General features: G+C 70.7%; 17 protein-coding genes. 15 read left to right on the top strand and 2 right to left on the bottom strand.

Going from position 1 to position 19,307, the window contains the following annotated elements; translation table 11 throughout:
• The first annotated feature begins 77 nt into the window (after nucleotides 1-77).
• The 13 genes from FCH28_RS03865 (at nucleotide 78) to FCH28_RS03805 (ending at nucleotide 12,636) form a co-directional block, all read left to right on the top strand.
• Nucleotides 78-527 (top strand): 4'-phosphopantetheinyl transferase superfamily protein, encoded by a 450-nt coding sequence (locus FCH28_RS03865; RefSeq protein ID WP_136738190.1) that lies wholly within the window; start codon nucleotides 78-80, stop codon nucleotides 525-527.
• Complete coding sequence (locus tag FCH28_RS03860; RefSeq protein WP_136738189.1) at nucleotides 524-1,519, top strand: ACP S-malonyltransferase; 996 nt, start codon at nucleotides 524-526, stop codon at nucleotides 1,517-1,519. Before FCH28_RS03865 ends, FCH28_RS03860 begins: the two co-directional genes overlap by 4 nt.
• On the top strand, nucleotides 1,516-2,262 hold the full coding sequence (locus FCH28_RS03855) for an SDR family NAD(P)-dependent oxidoreductase (RefSeq protein WP_136738188.1): 747 nt from the start codon (nucleotides 1,516-1,518) through the stop codon (nucleotides 2,260-2,262). Before FCH28_RS03860 ends, FCH28_RS03855 begins: the two co-directional genes overlap by 4 nt.
• A 66-nt stretch (nucleotides 2,263-2,328) precedes the next feature.
• Nucleotides 2,329-2,616: an acyl carrier protein gene (locus tag FCH28_RS03850; protein WP_136738187.1), complete on the top strand. Its 288-nt coding sequence runs from the start codon at nucleotides 2,329-2,331 to the stop codon at nucleotides 2,614-2,616.
• Nucleotides 2,613-3,110 (top strand): 3-hydroxyacyl-ACP dehydratase FabZ, encoded by a 498-nt coding sequence (fabZ, locus tag FCH28_RS03845; protein WP_136738186.1) that lies wholly within the window; start codon nucleotides 2,613-2,615, stop codon nucleotides 3,108-3,110. The genes FCH28_RS03850 and fabZ overlap by 4 nt, the downstream gene beginning before the upstream one ends.
• A gap of 94 nt (nucleotides 3,111-3,204) precedes the next feature.
• Nucleotides 3,205-4,224 carry a glycine cleavage T C-terminal barrel domain-containing protein gene (locus FCH28_RS03840; RefSeq protein WP_136738185.1) on the top strand — a complete coding sequence of 340 codons (1,020 nt, stop codon included), beginning with the start codon at nucleotides 3,205-3,207 and terminating at the stop codon, nucleotides 4,222-4,224.
• A gap of 64 nt (nucleotides 4,225-4,288) precedes the next feature.
• The gene (locus FCH28_RS03835; RefSeq protein ID WP_136738184.1) at nucleotides 4,289-6,763 is read left to right on the top strand and encodes a beta-ketoacyl-[acyl-carrier-protein] synthase family protein; all 2,475 of its coding nucleotides are present in this window, start codon (nucleotides 4,289-4,291) and stop codon (nucleotides 6,761-6,763) included.
• Nucleotides 6,763-6,945, top strand: a complete 183-nt coding sequence (locus FCH28_RS03830; protein WP_136738183.1) for a hypothetical protein — start codon at nucleotides 6,763-6,765, stop codon at nucleotides 6,943-6,945. Before FCH28_RS03835 ends, FCH28_RS03830 begins: the two co-directional genes overlap by 1 nt.
• A complete protein-coding gene (locus FCH28_RS03825) occupies nucleotides 6,945-7,325 on the top strand; it encodes a holo-ACP synthase (RefSeq protein WP_136738182.1) in 381 nt (126 codons plus the stop codon). Before FCH28_RS03830 ends, FCH28_RS03825 begins: the two co-directional genes overlap by 1 nt.
• Complete coding sequence (locus tag FCH28_RS03820) at nucleotides 7,322-8,074, top strand: SDR family NAD(P)-dependent oxidoreductase (protein WP_136738181.1); 753 nt, start codon at nucleotides 7,322-7,324, stop codon at nucleotides 8,072-8,074. The genes FCH28_RS03825 and FCH28_RS03820 overlap by 4 nt, the downstream gene beginning before the upstream one ends.
• Before the next feature lie 57 nt (nucleotides 8,075-8,131).
• Complete coding sequence (locus FCH28_RS03815) at nucleotides 8,132-9,793, top strand: DHA2 family efflux MFS transporter permease subunit (protein ID WP_136738180.1); 1,662 nt, start codon at nucleotides 8,132-8,134, stop codon at nucleotides 9,791-9,793.
• A gap of 61 nt (nucleotides 9,794-9,854) precedes the next feature.
• Nucleotides 9,855-10,358, top strand: a complete 504-nt coding sequence (locus FCH28_RS37890) for an ATP-binding protein (RefSeq protein WP_169314035.1) — start codon at nucleotides 9,855-9,857, stop codon at nucleotides 10,356-10,358.
• 97 nt (nucleotides 10,359-10,455) lie between these two features.
• The gene (locus tag FCH28_RS03805; RefSeq protein WP_136738178.1) at nucleotides 10,456-12,636 is read left to right on the top strand and encodes an MMPL family transporter; all 2,181 of its coding nucleotides are present in this window, start codon (nucleotides 10,456-10,458) and stop codon (nucleotides 12,634-12,636) included.
• Between the two features lie 132 nt (nucleotides 12,637-12,768).
• On the opposite strand, the gene FCH28_RS03800 is transcribed toward FCH28_RS03805, so the two are convergent.
• Entirely contained in the window at nucleotides 12,769-14,757 is a 1,989-nt protein-coding gene (locus FCH28_RS03800; protein WP_136738177.1) for an AMP-dependent synthetase/ligase, read from the bottom strand.
• Nucleotides 14,754-15,239, bottom strand: a complete 486-nt coding sequence (locus FCH28_RS03795; RefSeq protein WP_169314034.1) for a winged helix-turn-helix domain-containing protein — start codon at nucleotides 15,237-15,239, stop codon at nucleotides 14,754-14,756. Before FCH28_RS03795 ends, FCH28_RS03800 begins: the two co-directional genes overlap by 4 nt.
• A 639-nt stretch (nucleotides 15,240-15,878) precedes the next feature.
• Between FCH28_RS03795 and FCH28_RS03790 the strand changes: the two genes are divergently transcribed.
• Nucleotides 15,879-17,507, top strand: a complete 1,629-nt coding sequence (locus FCH28_RS03790; RefSeq protein WP_136738175.1) for a peptide ABC transporter substrate-binding protein — start codon at nucleotides 15,879-15,881, stop codon at nucleotides 17,505-17,507.
• A 407-nt stretch (nucleotides 17,508-17,914) separates the two neighbouring features.
• Complete coding sequence (locus FCH28_RS03785; RefSeq protein ID WP_136738174.1) at nucleotides 17,915-19,285, top strand: NsdA family TPR-like regulatory protein; 1,371 nt, start codon at nucleotides 17,915-17,917, stop codon at nucleotides 19,283-19,285.
• Nucleotides 19,286-19,307 lie beyond the last annotated feature (22 nt).

The raw sequence follows: 19,307 nt of genomic DNA, 5'->3' as shown, positions 1-19,307 counted from the left end.
CGCCTTCCGGGTCCGGCTTCGGCCGGCCCTTCATCCTCTTTTCCTCACCTTCTCGGTGAAGTGGCGGAGATCAAGCCATGCAGATTCCCAACGCAGCCCGGAGAATTCCGGAACACCTTCATTCGGCCGGTGTGGACCTGGTGGACCTGTGCCGCTGGGAACGCGCCGTGGAACGCTGCGGGGATTCCCTGGCGCAGCGGTATTTCACGGCGGAGGAACGCCGGACCGCACGGGAGTGGGCCACGGACGACCGGTCCGCCGCCGACGTCCTCGGCCACCTCTTCGGTGTGAAGGAGAGCGTCGTCAAGATGGCCGGCGGGCTGCCGCCCGGCGCGCGGCTGGCGGACATCAGCGTCGGAATCCCGGACGACGGCTGGGGCCGGGGCCCCTGGACGGTGCGTCTCGACGGTCCCTTGGCCCACCGGTTCGAGGCCGAGCGGATGGAAGTCATCGGCGACTGCGTCCCGCTCGTGGACCGTATGGCCCTCGCCTGGGCGGCGGTCCGCACCTCGGACGCGGCGTCATGACCGCGGCGACCGCATTCGTCTTCCCCGGGCAGGGCAGCCAGTTTCCCGGGATGGGCCATGAGCTGGCCCGGCTGGGTCCGCGGGCCCGCGCTCTCGCCCTCCGGGCCGAGGACATCACCAAAGTGCCCGTGGCCGAGCTGATGACCTGCGCCGACGCGGAAACCCTCGCCGATCCCGAGATCGCCCAAGTACTCGTCCTGGTCTGGTCACTGGCCGCGCTGGAGCGGCTCCGGGAGGCGGGCTGGCGGCCGTCCGCGGTCGCCGGGCACAGCCTGGGCGAGTACACCGCGCTGGTGGCCTGCGGCAGCCTCGACCAGGACACCGCGCTGTCGCTCGTCGCCTGCCGCGGCAGGGCGATGGCGGCCGCGGCCCGCGGCCGGCCGGGCGGCATGGCGGCCATCGTCGGACTCTCGGCGCAGGCTGTGCGGGCACTGTGCCGGCAGGCCACCGCCGGGACGGACGTCGCGGTCGTCGCCAACTGGAACTCGCCCCGCCAGCTGGTGGTGGCCGGCACCGTGCCCGCGATCGAGCGGGTCGTCGACGCGGCGACCGGCGCCGGGGCGCTGCGCGCCCGCCGGCTGCCCGTCGGTGGCGCCTACCACTCGCCGCTGATGAACGCCGCCCACGAACGCCTCGGGGACCGGCTGGCCGGCGTCCCGCTCGACGCCCCGCGCATCCCGTTCGTCTCCAGCGCCACCGGCCGGCAGGTCACGGACATCGACGCGTACCGCGGTGACCTGCTGGCGCAGGTGATCTCGCCGGTGCGGTGGAGCGATGCCATGCGGAGCCTCGGCGAACTGGGCGCCGACACCTACGTCGAGGCGGGTCCCGGCCGGGTGCTGGGCGGCCTCGGCCGGGAGATGGCCCGCGGCGCCCGGCATCTGACCACCTGGGAGGCGCTGCGCCGGGCGGCCCCCGCGGACGCCCTCCCGGGCCCGGACGGCGGGGTTCGTCCGGTCGTGACCGACCTCGAACAAAGGACTACGACGTGAGCGATCTTCAAGGGCGTACCGCGCTGGTCACCGGTGCCACCAAGGGCATCGGACTGGCGGTGGCCGCGGAGCTTGCCCGCTGCGGCGCGACCGTGCTGATGAACCACCGCGGCAAGCCGGAACAGGCCCGCGAGGCCCTGGAACAGGTGCGGGAGATACGGGCCGACGCCCAGCTGCTCCGGGCCGATGTCGCCGACCCGGCCGACGTGGAGCGCATGTTCCGGCAGATCCGGGACGATCACGGGCAGCTCGACGCGTTCGTCAACAACGCCGGCATCACCGACGACGGCTATGCGCTGATGATGGGCGAGGCCAAGTGGCGCAAGGTCATCGACACCAATCTCACCGGCGCCTTCCTGTGCATGCGGGCCGCGGCCCGGCTGATGGCCCGGCGGCGCGCGGGCGCCATCGTCACCGTCAGCTCGACGAGTGCGCTGAACCCGCCGGCGGGCCAGGCCAACTACGCGGCCGCCAAGGCGGGTGGTGTCGCGCTGACGAAGGTGCTCGCGAAGGAACTGGGTACCTACGGGGTCCGTGTGAACTGCGTGGTCCCCGGGTTCATCGACACCTCGATGACCCGTCAGATGCCGTCCGACCGCCTGACGGAGAACCTGCGGCATGTGCCGCTCGGCCGTATCGGACAGCCCGAGGAGGTCGCCTCTGTCGTGCGGTTCCTGCTCAGCGACGCGGCGGCCTACGTCACCGGCACCTCGGTCGTCGTCGACGGCGGCCTCATCAGCTGACCCCCGGCCCGTGGCGTCCGCCACGGCCCCCGACCACTCCCCCACTCACGAACAAGGAGACACACCATGGTGATGACACTCGACGAGGCGACCCGCCGGGCGACGGCACGGCAGGATCTCTGCTCGCAGGTCAAGCAACTGCTCGTCGACCGACTCTCGTTGGACGTCGACCCGCAGGCCATCGGGGACGACCAGCCGTTGTTCGGCCGCGGTCTGGAGCTGGACTCCATCGACACGCTGGAACTGGCGATGGCGGTCGAGGACACCTTCGGTGTCACCGTCACCGACGACGACACCCAGAGCCTGCTGTCGCTGAACCGGCTGGTCGACCACATCGAAGGTGCCCGCGCATGACCGGCCAGCCGCTCTCCGCACCTGCGCGCGCGGTCCTGACCGCCGACGAGATCGCCCGGCTGCTGCCGCACCGTCATCCGTTCTTCCTCCTGGACCGCATCACCGCGCTGGAACCCGGCGCGAGTGCCGAGGCCCTCAAGAACGTCACGGCCTCCGACGGCGTGCTGGCCGGCCACTTCCCCGGCCGCATGCTGTACCCCGGCGTCCTGCTCGTCGAATGCGTCGCACAGCTCGCCGCGGTCATCTACGGCAGCGCCGCCGCGCAGTCGTCCACCGGTGACCTGGTGGCGGACGTCGCCGACCGGGTCGGCTATCTCGCCGAGATCCGCCAGGCCAAGTTCATGAAACCCGTCTTCCCCGGGGACCAGGTCGTCTTCCGGGCCCAGAGCGGCCCGCGACTGGGCGGGCTGATCTCGGTCAACGGCCAGGCATCGGTCGGCCGGGAACTGGTCATGACCGCCCGCCTCGCCGTCACCGAACTCGACCAGCCGTAGGGCCTTTCCGACCCTGACCCATCGGCCAGGCCCCGGCCCCGACCTACGCACACATCCACACCGCAGCACCCGCTGCACCACCCACGGAGGAACGATGAAGACCAGCTACACCACCACCGACGAGGAATACTCGGCCCTGCGTCACCACGTCGGCCTGATCGGCTATGACGGCGCGGGCCTGGTCACCGTGTCCGGCCCCCAGGCCACCGCCTATCTCGGCCGGGTCGGGACGCGCAGCGTGGACTTCCTCCTCGAAGGCCAGAGCACCTCGTCCCTGCTGCTGCGCGAGGACGGCACCATCATCGCCGAGGCGATCGTCCACTGCCGCGGCACCGACTACCTCGTGGAGATCTGGCCGGCCCAGGCCGCCGAGGCCGTCGCTCATCTGCTCGCGGCCGCGACCGCGTTCGCGGAGGTCACCGTCGAGGACGCCGGCGCGCAGTACGCGGTACTCGCCGTGGAAGGCCCTTCCTCCTTCCAGATCGCGCAGAAGTACCTCGACTTCCCCATCGCGTCCCTGGCCTACCGCAGCTGTGCCGCCGTCGAGTGGGGCGGCGGCACGGTGACCCTTTCGCGCACCGGCATCACCGGCGAGTACGGCTACAAGTTCATCGTCCCGTCGGGCGACGCGTCCCGGCTGCGCGCCGAACTCCTGGAGCTGGGGGCCGTCGAGTGCGGCAAGGACGCGCTGGACATCTGCCGGATGGAGGTCCGCTTCGCCAACCTCGAACGCGAGCACACCGGCGGACCGGTCACCCCCTTCGACGTGGGTCTGCAGTGGATGCTCGACGCCGGCCAGGACTTCGCCGGCCTGGACGCACTGGAGGAATCCCGCAGGCAGCCGCGCCGGTCCCCGGTGTGCTGGGTGGCGGACGCCGCCCTGGAGACCGCACCGCCGCAGGGAACCGCCATCGAGGCCGGCGACGCCGAGGTGGGAGTCGTGACGCACTGCGTGTGGTCGCCCACGCTGGACCGCTTCATCGGCACGGCCGTCGTCGACGGCGGCGTGGCGGCCTCCGGCCAGGACTTCCGGCTCGCCGGCGGCGGCACCGCGGTGCGCACCATCTCCGCCCCCTTCCTGACGGCGACCAGCCTCGGGCTGCCTCTCGGCTGAGTCACGCCCCACCCGTCCCTCCCCCCACCCTCCACGGCCGCCAGGCAGCGAACAGGAGATCACCATGCGTCCCAACAAGCGGCGGAACGACAGCGTCGCCGTCACCGGAATCGGCATCAGCTGCGCCCTCGGCAACGGCGTACCGCAGGTATGGCGGGCGGTGTGCGACGGCGCGAGCGGAATCGGCAAGACCAGGCGGCTCGATGTCTCGACGCTCAGCTGCCAGTACTCCGGCGAGCTGGAGTCCGACCCCGCCCCCACCCGCCGGACCGGGAGCCGCCCGGACCGTGCGACCCGTCTCGCCCTGGCCGCCGCGGAGGAGGCCATCGGCAGCGCCCGGCTGGTCCCGGCCGACTTCGACCCGTACCGGGTGGGCGTGGCCGTCGGCACCTCCGTCGGCGGCCTGGACCAGGGGGAGCGCTTCCACTGGGACCTCCTCGAAGGGGGCCCGACGGCCGGCCGGCGCGGGCTCCTGACGAGCTATCCGCTCTACACCTCGGCGGACGCGATCAGTGTGGCCTTCCAGCTTCAGGGCCCCAAGGTGGTGATCTCCAACGCCTGTGCCGCCGGGGCCAATTCCATCGGATACGCGGTGGACGCCATCCGTGAGGGACGGGCCGACGTCATGGTCGCCGGCGGGGTCGATGTGCTGGACATCCTCTCCCTCGCCGGATTCGACAGCCTCAACGCCCTCGACTCCGAGCCCTGCGCGCCCTACTCCCGCAGCACCGGCCTGAATCTCGGCGAGGGAGCGGCATTTCTGGTGCTGGAGGCGGAGTCCGTCGCCCGTAGCCGTCGGGCACCCATCCTCAGCTATGTCCTCGGGTACGCACTGACCAGCGACGCCTACCATGCCACCGCCCCCGACCCGGCGGGCAGCGGCGCCTCCAGGGCGATCCGCCGCGGGCTCGCGCAGGCCTCGCTCACACCGGACCGGGTCGACTACGTCAACGGCCACGGGACCGGCACCCCGACCAACGACAAGGCCGAGACCAAGGCGGTGGCCGACCTCTTCGCGGACTCCCCGTCGACGCCGATGAGCAGCACCAAGTCCCAGGTCGGACACATGCTGGGGGCGGCCGGCGCCATGGAGGCGGCGACCTGTGTCCTGGCGCTGCGCGACGGGATCATCCCGCCGACCATCAACGTCGACGAGCGGGCCGACGCGCCGTGGGACATCGTGGCCAACCAGGCACGGGCGCAGGCGCTGGACGTGATCGTCTCCAACTCCTTCGCCTTCGGCGGGAACAACTGCTCCTTGGTGCTGGGCCGCAACCCGGTTCCGCCGGCGGCCGTTCCGGACCACCGTGTGGTGATCACCGGAGCCGGACCGGTCACCGCGCTGGGCAGCGGGCGGCAGGCGCTGGTGGACGCGCTCAGAGCGGGCACCAGCGCGGTCGGCCCGGCCCGGCTGACCGACCTCGCCCTCTCCCGGACCCGGCAGGTGGCCGAGATCGACAGCTCCGAATGCCGCCGCCAGGTCGACCCGGCGTACGCACGCCGCCTCGACCAGATCGGACTGCTCACCCTCGCGGCCAGCCGTCTGGCGCTGCGCGACGCCGGACTGCGCATCACCAAGGCCAACTCGGAACGGGTGGGCATGATCTTCGGCACCTTCAGCGGTCCGGTGCAGACCGTCGCCCAGCTCAGCGAGACCATCGGAACCCAGGGCCCCCACCGGGTCAACCCGCGGCTGTTCCCCAACTCGGTGATGAACGCGGCAGCCGGCCACGCCTGTCTCGCGCTGCAGATCCGCGGCCCGCTCTCCACCCTGGCCACCGGCTGTGCCTCCGGGCTCAGCGGCCTGGCGTACGCCGCCGACCTGGTGCGCCGCGGGGAGGCCGATGCCATGCTCGCGGTCAGCGCCGATGAGCTCACCCCCCTGCTGCACTGCGGCTTCGACCGCATGGGGCTGCTCTCCGACGACACCATCCGCCCCTACGACAGGGCTTCCAGCGGCACCGTCCTGGGCGCGGGCAGCACGGCCCTGGTCGTGGAGTCGCTCGATCATGCGCTCGCCCGGGGTGCCACGATCCTCGCCGAGATCAAGGGGCATGCGCTCACCTCGGACGCGTACCGTGTCGCCGGCAACGACACCTCCGGGCGGGCCTGGGCTGAGAGCTTCCACCGCGCCCTCGACGACGCCGGCATGACGGCGGACGACATCGGCACCGTCTACGGTGACGCACGCGGCACCTCCGCCATCGACCTCGCCGAGGTCCGGGCGGTCGCCAGGGTCTGGGAGCCGGGACGCGTCCGGCTCAGCAACCTCAGCCCCTACGTCGGGCACGTGCACAGCACCACCTCGCTGATGTCGGTGGTCTGCGCCACCGAAACCGTGCGCACCGGGTGGAGCCCCGACACCCCCGCGCCCGACGATCCGCAAGGGACGGTCGCCGACTACCTGCGGCCGGTGCCCGAGACCGGCGGGCCGTGTCTGATCACGGCGGCCAACTGGGGCGGAACCTATGCCTCCTTGGTCCTCGCGCCGTACGACGGCGACCAGCCGGCGGCGGAGACGACGGGGGAGGTGGCGTGATGGATATTCCGCCCCCGGTCACCGGGGCCGCCGCCGCGGTCCCGGTGACCGCAGCCCCGGCAACGGAGTTCGCCGCCGCCCGGCTGTGGACCGAGTGGCCCACCGTCGGCGAAATCGTCGCCGTCGTCCTGGCGCCGTTCCGGCCCGCACCGTGCCCGCCCCGCACACCGGAGGACAGCTGATGGACACGCCGTCCTGGGCGCTGGCACTGGTCGTTCCGACACAGGCGCCGGAGCCGCACGACCCGCTGTGGAGCGACTGGCTCACCCCCGCGGAGCTGGCCTTCAGCCGTGGCTTCCGGCGCGGCCAGGAACATCTCGCCGCGCGGAAGGCCGCGAAGGAGGCGGTGGCGCGGCTGCTGGGATGCCCGGTGGACCGCCATATGTGGCAGGCGATGGAAGTACGCCGTACGCCGGGCGCCGCACCCACGATGGCGCTCCAGGGCGCCCCGGAACGGCACCTGCGGAGCCTGCGCCGTCCCCGTCCCGGGATTTCGCTGACCCATGCCAGGGGCTACGCCGCGGCGCTCGCCTGGTTCCCCACCCGGAGCGCCGAGACATGACGGACACCGGAGGCCAGGTGGCCGTCGTCACGGGGGCGCTCGGCGGCATCGGCCGCGCGATCACCGAGCACCTCATGGAACGGGGCATGGGGGTGGTGCTGACCGACCTCGACGGCGCGGCCTGCCAACGGGCCGCCCGCGAGCTCAACAACAGCGGGAAGGCCGGCCGTGCGGTGGGATGCGCACTGGACGTCACCGATCCGGGGTCGTGGGAGGCCGTGACCCGGTTGGCCCGCCGCCGCTTCGGTCGGCTGACCGTACTGGTCAACTGCGCCGGGGTGCTGGGCTACAGCCCGCTGGAGACCGTCGGGCCGCAGGAGTGGGCACGGGTGGTGACGGTCTGTCAGAGCGGCACGTTCCTCGGTATGAAGGCGGCCGCGCCGTGCATGCGCGCGGCGGGCGGCGGCGCCATCGTCAACGTCGCCTCCATCTACGGACTCGTCGGCTCGGGTGCGTCCTTCGCCTACCACGCCGCCAAGGGCGCGGTGCGCGCCATGACCACCGCCGCGGCCATCGAACTGGCCCCGAGCGGTATCCGGGTGAACGCGGTCTACCCCGGCATGGTCGACACACCGATGACCGCGCGGGCACCGGGGCCGTTCATCGACCGCGTCATCGACGCGACCCCGATGGGCCGCAGCGCCCGGCCCGAAGAGGTGGCCGCCGCGGTGGACTTCCTGGCGTCCCGGGCCGCCTCCTACATCACCGGCGCCGAACTCGTCGTCGACGGCGGCTACACCGCCCGATAGCCCGAACCGCCCGACAGCACCGGCGCCGGCGACGCCACAGGAGAGGAGGTGATCCCGATGTCCCGCACACTTCGCGGCTCCGACCGGCCGTGGTGCGTCCTGGCCGTGCTGTGCAGCGGATTCTTCCTGATCATCATGGACACCACGATGGTCAACGCGGCCATCCCGGCCATGCTCGGCGATCTCGACGCCGGTCTCGGCGAAGCGCTGTGGGTGGTGAACTCCTACGTCCTGGCCTGTGCCGTCTTCCTGATCACCGCCGGCCGTCTCGGCGACCGCTTCGGCCCCAAGCGGATGTATCTGACCGGTCTGCTGATCTTCACCGTGGCCTCCGGGCTGTGCGGAGTGTGTGACACCGCCGGCCAGTTGACGGCGCTGCGCGCGGTACAGGGGCTGGGGGCCGCTCTGCTGACGCCGCAGACCAGCGCCTTCATCGCGGTGCTGTTCCCCCCGGAGCGGCGGGGCACCGCGTTCGGCGTCTGGAGCGGGGTGATCGGGCTGTCCGCGGTGGCGGGCCCGCTTGCCGGCGGTGCCCTGGTCGCCGTGGCGGGCTGGGAGTGGATCTTCCTGGTGAATGTGCCGGTGGGGCTGGTAGCGCTGGTCCTCGCGGCCGTGGTGGTGCCCGATCACCGCCCCCGCGTCCGGCACCGCTGGGACGTCACGGGCACCCTCCTGGCGACCTGCGGCCTGGCGGCGCTCTGCTACGGCCTGCTGGAGTTCCGGCAACCGGCGACCGGGGAGCTCACGGGGTCCGCCACCGCCCTGCTCCCGCTCGGCATCGGAGCGGCCCTGCTGCTCGCCTTCGTCGTCCAACAGCGGACCGACCACGACGAACCCCTGGTGCCGCACGCCCTGTACGGGCGAGGCGACTTCGTGCGGGCGACGGCCGTCGGCGCCGGTGTGTACTTCGCCGTGACCGGCACCGCGCTGCCGCTCCTGCTCTACCTCCAGAACGTCCTGGGGAACACCCCGCTGGCGGCCGCACAGGTCACCGCGCCGTCCGCGTTCACCGTCGGCCTGGTCGCCGTGGTCGTGGGCCGGTTGAGCAACGGGCCCCGTGCCAAGCCGCTGCTCGTCACCGGGCTGCTCCTCTACGCCGCCGGGCTGGCGCTGACCGCGGCCTGCGCACGCCCCGGGATGAACGCATGGCAGCTGCTTCCGGCCATGCTCGTCGCCGACGCCGGCATCGGCTGCACCCTCGCCCCCGCGGCGAAGATCGCGCTGGGCGGCCTGGCCCCCGCCATCACCGCCAGCGCTTCCGGGGTGCTCAACACCGCCCGGCAGGTCGGCGGCGTGCTCGGCAGCGCGGCGGTCGGCGCCCTGCTGCGCGCACGGCTCGCCACGGAACTGCCCACCCATGCCGGCGCCGCCGCACCCGAACTGCCCGCACCGCTGCGCCCCGTGTTCACCGACGCCTTCGCGCACGCCTCCGGTGACGGCATCGCCCGGCCACCGGCGCCCACCGGCCTGGACCCCGCACAGGCCGACCGCTTCCACGCCCTCGCCGACACGGTCTTCCGGCACGCCTTCGTGGACGCCTGGCGCACCACCCTGCTGCTGCCCATCGGCGTCCTCCTGCTGTGCTGCCTGCTCAGCCGAAAGCTGTCCGCCGGAGACGGCCGGCAGGCGACATCCCCCCGCCGCGGGCGCCACGCCAGACGCCCAAGACACCGCGCCGCCGGACGTCCTCGCGGCTGTCCGTGCACCACAAGCCCCTGACCAGCCTCCAGCTGCCGCTGAACCACGCCCAACAGCCCGTCGATCCATGGAGGAGGCAGCCATGTACTGCTCCGAGCGACCCCGTCACCTCGGCACGGTCGACTCCACGACCACCTGGCATCTGACCGCGAACGACATCTCCGCCGGCGTGGCGCGCCGCCATGTGAGGTCCTTCGTGCGGGAACGACGGTGCGACGCGCTGGCGGAGGACTGCGCGCTCATCACTTCCGAGCTGGTCGCCAACGCGGTGCGGCACGGCGCGGGACCTGTCCGGCTGACCCTCCGTCATGTCGTCCACGACGACGGCAGCGAGGCCGTCCAGCTCTTCGTCGGCGACCACGGCACGGGCGGGGCATGCCTCCCGCCACGCTTCCGCGAACGCTCGGGTACTTCGCTGGGCGTATCGGGCCGCGGCCTGACGATCGTCGACGCGCTGGCCACCACCTGGGGCTCCACGCGCATCGCGGGCGCACATGTCATGTGGGCCACGCTGCGCGTCGACGACCGCCCGTACGCCCCCACACCCGCCGGACGACGTCCGCGACGTCCCGCCCGCCGGACCTGACCACGGGCACCACGCGCCACCGCGTGCCACCACCGACGAGAACACCACAGCGCCGTCGCCCACCTGCCCGGCGCGCCCCGAACCCTGGAGACACCGGATGCTACGACGACTGGGAACCCTCATCGCACGCCGCGCGCGCACCGTTCTGGTGGTGGCCGGCCTGATCACACTCGTGGCCGGGGGCGTCGGCGCAAGCGTCTTCGGCCACCTCAAGGCCGGGGGGTTCCAGGACCCCGCCGCGCCGTCGAGCAAGGCGGCCAAGCTCCTCGACACGGAGTTCGGCGGCACCACCGGCCTCGTGTTCCTCGTGCACCCGCGGCACGGCGGCGTCGACTCACCGGCGGCGCGGGCCGCGGGCCGCAACCTCACCGACCGGATCACCCACCACCCGGGCGTCGAGGACGTCGTCTCCTACTGGCGGACACCGGACGACCGGCTCAAGGCGCATGACGGCCGGAGCGCGCTCGTCCTCGTCCGGTTCGCCGAAGACCAGGAGCAGGCCGCCCGGCGCGCCGCCGAGCTGCTCTCCGAGGACGTCGCGGGCAAGGCGGCCGGCCCGGAAGTCAAGGTGCTCGCCGGAGGCCCTCGTGGCATCGACCATGACGTCACCACGCAGGTGGCCAAGGACCTGGGGCTGGCCGAGGGCATCGCCGTCCCGATCACTCTGGTCCTGCTCATCGTCGTGTTCCGCGGGCTCGTCCCCGCCCTGATCCCGCTGGCGATAGGCGGGGCGGCGATCCTCGGCACCTTCGCCGAACTGCGCGTCCTCGCCGCCGTCACCGACGTCTCGGTCTTCGCCCTCAACCTCACCACGGCGCTGGGACTCGGCCTCGCGATCGACTACGGGCTGCTGATGATCAGCCGCTTCCGTGAACGGATGGCCACCACCCAGGACATCGCGGAGGCCGTCGCCCATACGGTGGCCACCGCCGGCCGGACGATCCTGTTCTCCGCCGCGACGGTCATCGCCGCGCTGAGCACCCTGCTGCTCTTCCCGCTCTACTTCCTCCGGTCCTTCGCCTACGCGGGTCTCGGCGTAGTGGCGACGGCAGCCCTGGCGGCCCTCTTCGTCACGCCCGCGCTGCTGACCGTGTGCGGACACCGCGTGGCGTCGGCGAAGGCCCGGGGACGGCGCGGCGCGCGGGTCGCGGGGAGGCACTCGGCCACCGGCGGTGCCTGGCACACGATCGCCCGGACGGTCTTCCGGCGCCCCTTCCTGTCCGCCGTGCCGGCCGCGGTGCTGCTGGCGCTCGCCGCCGCGCCGCTGCTCGACGCCCGGTTCGGGTTGCCCGACGAACGCGTCCTGCCCACGACGTCGCCCAGCAGAGCGGCGGCCACCGCGCTGCACAAGGACTTCCCCCACTTCAGCGGTGCGGGCACCCTCGACATCGTGCTGACCGGGTCGGCTTCCCCGAGGAGCGTCGCCGGATACGCCAGGACGCTTTCGAAGCTGCCCGGCGTGACCTCCGTCGACCCGGGCACCGCGCCCTCCAGGGCCGGTTCGCCGGCGGCCTCCCCCACCACCCGGAAGCCGGCCGGCGACCTGCGGCGCCTCACCGTACGCACCGGTCACAGCTCCGCCTCCGCGGCGGCGCAACGGTTGGTGGGCCGGATCCGTGCGGTGGAAGCTCCCGGTCACAGCACCGCTCTCGTGGGCGGGGCGGCGGCTCAGGCGGTGGACACCAAGCAGGCGATCCGGCAACGGCTGCCGCTCGTGATCGCGATGATCGCCGTCAGCACCTTCCTGCTGCTGTTCCTGTTCACCGGCAGTGTGATCCAGCCGCTGCGTGCACTGGCGCTCAACACACTCGGCCTCGGCGCGATCCTCGGCACCCTCGTATGGATCTTCCAGGAGGGGCACTTCTCGTCCCTGCTGGGCTTCACCCCCATGCCGATGGACACGGCGATGACCCTGCTGATGTGCTGCCTGGTCTTCGGCCTCTCCACCGACTACGAGGTGTTCGTGCTCGGCCGCATCAAGGAACTGCACGACCAGGGGCTCCCGGCAGCGGAGGCGGTACCGCGGGGGCTCGCCCACACCGGAGCCCTCGTGTCCGCCGCGGCGGCACTGCTCGCCGTCAGCCTGCTGGCCTTCACCACGAGTTCGGTCAGCTTCATGCAGATGTTCGGACTCGGCAGCGGTCTGGCGATCCTCGTCGACGCCACGGTCATCCGCGGCGTGCTGCTGCCCGCTTTCCTCCGGCTGCTGGGCGAGCGCGCCTGGTACTGCCCCCGGTGGTTGCGGCGGCTGCACACACGATTCGGCCTGACCGACTGACCACACGGCCCGGCGACGTGTGACACACAAGCCGACCGGAGGCGAGTCATCTCTCGCCTCCGGTCGGTTCGGTATGTCAGGAGCTCATGCAGCTCCCTCACACAGTTCACTCATGCAGTTCACTCACGCAGTTCACTCATACAGCGCTTCGAAGCGGTCCCGGAAGCGCTTGTGTACGACGGGGCGTGCCACCTTCATGGAGATGGTCAACTCACCTTCGTCCATGGACAGATCACGCTCCAGCAGCGTGAACGCCTGCGCGCGGTAGTACTCCTGGAGTCGCGCGTTGGCGTCCGCCAGCACCTGGTTCAGCTCGCGCAACAGCTCCGGCTCGCCGACCAGGCGGGGCAGGTCGGTGGGCAGCCCTCGTTCGGCAGCCCATGTCCGGGCCTGTCGTTCGTCCAGCGTCAGCAGGACGACGAGGTGCGGTTTGCCCTCGCCGTAGGTGACGGCGTTGGACACCAACGGGCTGGTGCGCAGCTCGCGTTCGAGGGGGTGGGGCGTCACCGCGACGCCGTGCGAGAGCTGGATCAGTTCCTTCTTGCGGCCGGTCAGGGTCAGATACCCGTCGGCGTCGAAGGCCCCCAGATCGCCGGTGTACAGCCAGCCGTCACGCACCGCGCCGAACTCGTCCTCGTGGTATCCCCAGTAGCCGGGGAAGACGTTGGCGCCGCGGATCAGTACTTCACCGTCGGGGGCAAGGGCGACGTCGATGCCCGGCAAGGGCTTTCCGACGGTGCCCAGCCGGTAGTCGTCGGGGGAATTGGAAGTGGCGGCCGCGGCGGTCTCCGTCATTCCGTAACACTCGACGACCGGAACCCCGCATCCCAGGAAGAAGGCGAGGATGTCCTGCGACACGGCGGCGCCGGACACCGTCACCCTGCGCACAGCGCCGCCGAAGTGCTCACGGACCTGCGCGAACAGCGTGCGGTCCGTTTCGTCGAACCAGCTCTGGAGGCGGGGAGGGATCCGCTCGCCACGGGAGCGCCGCTCGCGTACCTCCAGACCGGTGCGCGCGGCCTCGATGACCGCCGAGGTGTCCTCCTGCGGCCAGGAGGCGAGAACCGCGCTGTAGATCTGCTCCAGCGCGAGCGGAACCAGCGGCAGGATCTGCGGCCTGGCCTCGCGGACCTCGTCGGCCAGGCGGTCCGTGCCGCCGCCACGGCGATAGGCGAGGGTGTAGCGGGACCACCACGCCAGCACCTGCATCAGCATCGCGATGGTGTGCGGTCCGGTGACGACGAAGATCGTTCCGTTGTTGTGGTCCGCCGCGGCGTCGGGCTTGGGCGGCGGCTGCGGGTGGGCGCGCAGGACGCTGACGTAGTTGCCGTGCGTCAGCGCGCAGCCCTTCTTCGGACCGGTGGTGCCCGAGGTGTAGATGATGAGCAGCAGATCCTCGGCCCGTACGGAATCCGAACGACGCCTCAACTCCTCCGCGGCGACCTCGCGTGCGCCCAGTGCGCGAAGCCCCGCGAGGGTCATGGTCCGCGCGGATCGCTCACGGTCTTCGTTCCCGAGCGGTGCGGAGGCGACGTCGGGGGCATCGATCAGCACGGCCCGCCGCAGGTGCGGCAGGCGGGGCCAGGCCGCTTCCACCTTGGCCAGCTGCGCCGTGTTCTCGCACAACACCGCCCGCGCGCCGCAGTCGTTGAGGACGTGCTCGATCTCCTCCGGCACGGTCGTCGGCAGCAGCGACACCACGACGAGTCCCGATGCCGCGGCGCCCATCAGCGCGAAGGTCCATTCGGGGCGCAGGGTGCTCAGTACCGCCACACGGTCCCCCGGCCCGAGTCCGAGTGCCATCAGCCCACGGGCCGTTTCCTCGCTCGCCCGCCAGGCTTCGGCGTACGTCCGCCGGCACCACACGCCGTCGGCGTCGCGCCAGCGCACCGCCGTCGCCGCCGGCCAGCACTCGGCGTTCCGGCGCGCCAGGTGGGCCAGCGTCCCGTCGTCGCGGCGGCCGTCGGGCGAGCCGGTGGTGGCACTCGTGGCACGGTGCGGGCCCGCGGCCATGACGTCTGTGTCCGGGAGGTTGCTGCCGTCCAGGGCCGGGAGGCTGCTGCCGTGTATGGCCGGGAGGTTGCCGCCATCTGTGCCCGGGAGGTTGCTGCCGTCGTTCATGCCGCTTCTCCGTCGAGGTCTGCATCGAGCAGATAGCCTCTGCTCCGCACGGTCTTGATGATCAGTCCGAGGGGCGCCAGGCGCCGACGGGTACGCAGGATCCGCACGTCGAGGGCGTTGCGTCGGGTCTCGCCGCCGTCGGGCCAGATCTTCGCGGTCAGCTCGTCCCGGCCCACCACCGTTCGGTAGGAGTCGAGCAGCATACGCACGACGTCGGCCTCGGCCCCCGTGAGCGGCAGGCGCCGCCCGGCGTAGTGCAGGACGTCCTGGGCGTCGATCGCCGGATTGCGGGGCAGGGCCCTGGCCCGCAACGTCTCCCAGCGGGCCTGCAGATCCTTTTCGTCCACCGGCGCCCGGACCCAGTCCTCCAGGGGGTCGACGGTCACCGGCGGCCGTGCGCCCGGCGACACCAGAAGCAAGCGGGGCACCTTGCTGAGCCGGTACGCCTCGAGCTCCTGCGCCTGCTCGGGCCAGCGCAACATGGGAATCCGGTCGGCACGGGGGCCGCGTCTGAGGTCCGGGGCGGTGGGTACGCCGACGCGGGCCGTGACACCGCGCGGCCCTGCCGACGGGCGAGGCACAAGGGAGTGGGGGGACATGTGTCCTCCTGATGTTCAAGGGGGCCGCTACGGATCCCCGGATTGTTCGACCGGACGGGCGGCCGCAGTGAGCCGGTGTCCGGTTAAGTCGCCACGTGAGCGACAAATTCTGCGCAGGAGAATCGAATCCCACCGCCGTCTTGCATTCCACAGTTCAGGGTGTGCCTCGGGTGTGCCTTCGGATGTTTTGATTGCCTCAGGAAACTCGTTTGGCTGCCGCGAATGGGGGTCGAAAAAGGATGCACTGCCGTGACCTCTTTAATTCCGAGGAATGTCTGGGTGACGTTTCGGTGAACAACGGATGCGGCGACCGTCGAAGCTCCGGGTGCGGGGCCTGGACGACGCAGGCGCGCTCGGCACCGTGCCCGCGGTGCCGGCGCCACAGCTCCCGCGCGGCGGACGATCATCGTGCGATCGGGCGGACTTCGCGACACGGAGAGCCGCGTCGCGAGGCGGGGCTCGACCGGACGGCTTGAGTGTGAGGTCGATCAGCGCCGCGACGAGGACGGAAAGAGGCGTCGAATGCGTGGAGCCATGAGTGCGAAGTGGGCGGTCTGCGCGGCGGCGGTCGCCTTGGTCGCCGGCGCCTGCGGTGGCGACACCGACACCGACGCTGTGGTGCGGGCCTCCTGGGGCGATCCGCAGAATCCGCTGGAGCCGGCCAACACCATTGAAGTGCGGGGCAGCAAGGCGTTGGACATGATTTTCCGCGGACTCAAGAAGTACGACCCCAAGTCCGGCGCCGCGAAGAACTGGATCGCGGAATCGATCACCACCGGCGACCAGCGGAATTTCACCGTAAAGGTCAAGAAGGGCTGGAAGTTCTCCAACGGCGAGCCGGTTACCGCGCACTCTTTCGTCGACGCCTGGAACTACGGCGCATCGGTGGCCAACAAGCAGGCCAATGCAATCTTCTTCTCGCACATCGACGGATACGACGAGGTGCGCTCCGGCTCCGGCGGCCCACGCGCGAAAACCATGTCAGGGCTGGTGGTGAAGGATGACTACACGTTCACGGTCCGCCTCACTCAGAAATTCTCCGCCTGGCCCGGCACTCTTGGCTACTGGGCGTATTACCCGCTGCCCAAGGCCTTTTTCACCCACCACGCGGCCTGGCTGAGGAATCCCATCGGCAACGGCCCGTACGAGATCACGTCGTACGACAAGGGTTCGTTGATGAAACTGCGCAGGTGGAAGGGGTACCAAGGCCCGGACAAGGCCCGTAACGAAGGCGTTGACCTGCGGGTTTACACCGACACCGACACCGCGTACACCGATCTCCGGACCGGCCTTCTCGACCTGGTCGACGACATTCCGGTCGGCGAGCTCAAGAGCGTCAAGCGCGACCTTTCCTCTCGCTATATCAACCAGCCGGTCGGTCTCATCGGGAGCATCGCATTCCCGCTGTACCACCCGAAGTGGAACGGGCCGAAATCCGCCGAACTGCGTCGCGGCATCGCGATGGCGATCGACCGCTCCGCCATCGCGACGCAGTTGTTCCGGAAGACCCGCACCCCGGCCACCGACTGGACCTCACCGGCACTCGGCGTCGAGGGCGGCTACAAGCCGGGGCTCTGCGGCGCGGTGTGCACGTACAACCCGTCGCAGGCCAGGAAACTGATCCAGGAGGCCGGCGGACTGCCCGGAGGGCAGATGAAGATCATGTACAACGCCGACGTCGGCTCGAACAAGGTATGGGTCGATGCCGTCTGCAACAGCATCAACGGCGTGCTCGACAACGATCTGGCGTGCGTCGGTGACCCGGTCGGCACGTTCGCCGACTTCCGCAACCGGATCACCAGCGAGTCCGCGACCGAGCCGTTCAGCGCGGGCTGGCAGATGACCTATCCGCTGATCCAAGGCTTCCTCCAGCCCAGGTACCACTCCGGCGGCTGGTCGAACGACACCCACTTCCACAGTGCGCGATTCGACGAGTTGATCAATCAGGCCAACGCCGAATCACACACCGCCAAGGCCGTCGAAACCTTTCAGGAGGCCGAGAAGATCCTCGCCCAGCAGATGCCGTTGATCCCGCTGTGGTACCAGAACGGCAACGTCGGCTACTCATCCCGCCTCTCCCGCGTCTCCCTCAACCCGTCCGGGGTCCCCGACTACAGCCAGATCAAGGTGGCCGGACCGGACCAGACCTGACGGAACCCGACCTGACGCAAGCTGACCTGACGGAAGCTGACAGGCACCGGAGGTCCGGGCAGCCGCCCGACACCCCAAGCGACGCCTTCGCAGCAGGCCACAGCACCGCGCCCGACCCGCAGTGAGAAGATCCACCTCACCTTGACATCCACTTCGTCGAATGTGTCTCATGAACGCACTTCGCCTGGTGCGAAGAGAGCCGCAACTCAGCGACGAGACCGCACAGCTCATGGCCTTGGGAAGGCACGGGTGAAACTCCCTTAGCCCGGACTCCCGTGGCCCAGTCCGCAGCCTCTTCGGCCGCGCCGGAAAATCCGCCGTCCGAAGACTGCCCTTTCAGAACTACCCCACCGCGGAAACCAGGGCGCCCAGCAGCGTGCGCCCGTACTGCAGTGAGGCATCACAGCATGGACACTCACCACGCCATTCGCCATCCCCTTGCGCTGCTGCGCGAGCAGAGCGGTTTGTCACACGGCGCGTATGCACAGCTGATCGCCAAAACCCATGCCGAACTCGGCTTCGGCTCCATGGCAGCCCGCCGGGAGAAAGTCGCGCGCTGGGAATCCGGCAAAGTCACCCCCGAAACCAGCGCGCAGCTCGCCATGGCGCATCTGCACGATGTACCGCGCTCGGAGGTGCTCCGCACCGGCTGGCCCGACTGGCTCTACGCCGCAACCGGCCACTCCGGTCTGCTCACCGCTCCGTGGACCGGCGCGGAGGCGCTCCAGGCACTGGACCGCATCGCGCGACCCGCGGCCAGGGCGGTGAAACACCGCTACGACGCCTTGTCCTCAGAAAACGGCGTCGCCGACCTGGTCTCGTCCTGGCGCGACGCGGCAGCCGAGCACCACGGGTTGCCCGCTTCCAGCGGCCGCCGCATCGACGGCTCAACGGTCGATGTGCTGGAGCAGAATCACCGGGAACTGCACCATCTCTACACCCAGCTCGGCGCTCAGGCGGTTCGGCCTTCGGCGGACGCCGGGTTGCGGATGGTTGCGGATCTGGCGCGCAATTCCTCCTGCGACCAGGCCACCAGAGCCCGGCTACTGTCCCTCGCCGCGAGCGCCGCCGGCTTCAGCGGATGGCTCGCCTTCGAAGCAGGCGACCACCTGCGCGCCCAGTCGGCCTTCCTCGCCGAACTGCGCACCGCTGCCGCGGCTGGGGATCCGCAGGTCGGAGCGTGTGCAATGATCCAGACCGCGAAGCAGAAGCTCGAACTGCGGGACCTCGCCGGCACGCATCTGCTCCTCGACGCAGCCGAGCGTCTGTGTGCGTCCACGCGCCCCAGTCGCCGCATGTCAGCGCTCATCGCCATCACCGCCGCCGCAGCCAGCGCGCTGCAGGGCGATGCGGACGCCACGGCACGTCAGATCGACACGGCGCTCACCATCGACACGACCATTCGGCACGACGACGACCCCTGCTGGACAGACTGGCTGACCACCGAGATGCTGCTTTTCCAGGCCGGCAACGCCTATGTCTACCTCGGAAAAGCGGACAAGGGCCTGGACTATCTGCTGCCCGTCTTCGACACCGCCACCGCTGCTGAAAATATGGGGGACCGCGACCTGGCTTTCGGCAGCATACACATTGCGATGGCGCACACCTCTGCCGGCGACGTGGACGAGGCGATTCCTTGGGTGCGCAATGTCCCGGAAATGCTCGGCCGGTCTCCTGCATTCTGCGTAGAGGAATATTACCGAAGCCTGCTGTCGAAACTGAACTGCCATAGCCAGAATTCAATGGTCCGAGAATTCCTCGACGAACAGCGCAACTGACGAACGGGCGGCCCGGTGTGAC

The organism is Streptomyces piniterrae, from assembly GCF_005048155.1.
GTDB classification, from domain to species: domain Bacteria; phylum Actinomycetota; class Actinomycetes; order Streptomycetales; family Streptomycetaceae; genus Streptomyces; species Streptomyces piniterrae.
The sequence above is the reverse complement of the archived record's forward strand: the minus strand, read 5'-3'. Positions and strand labels throughout refer to the sequence as shown.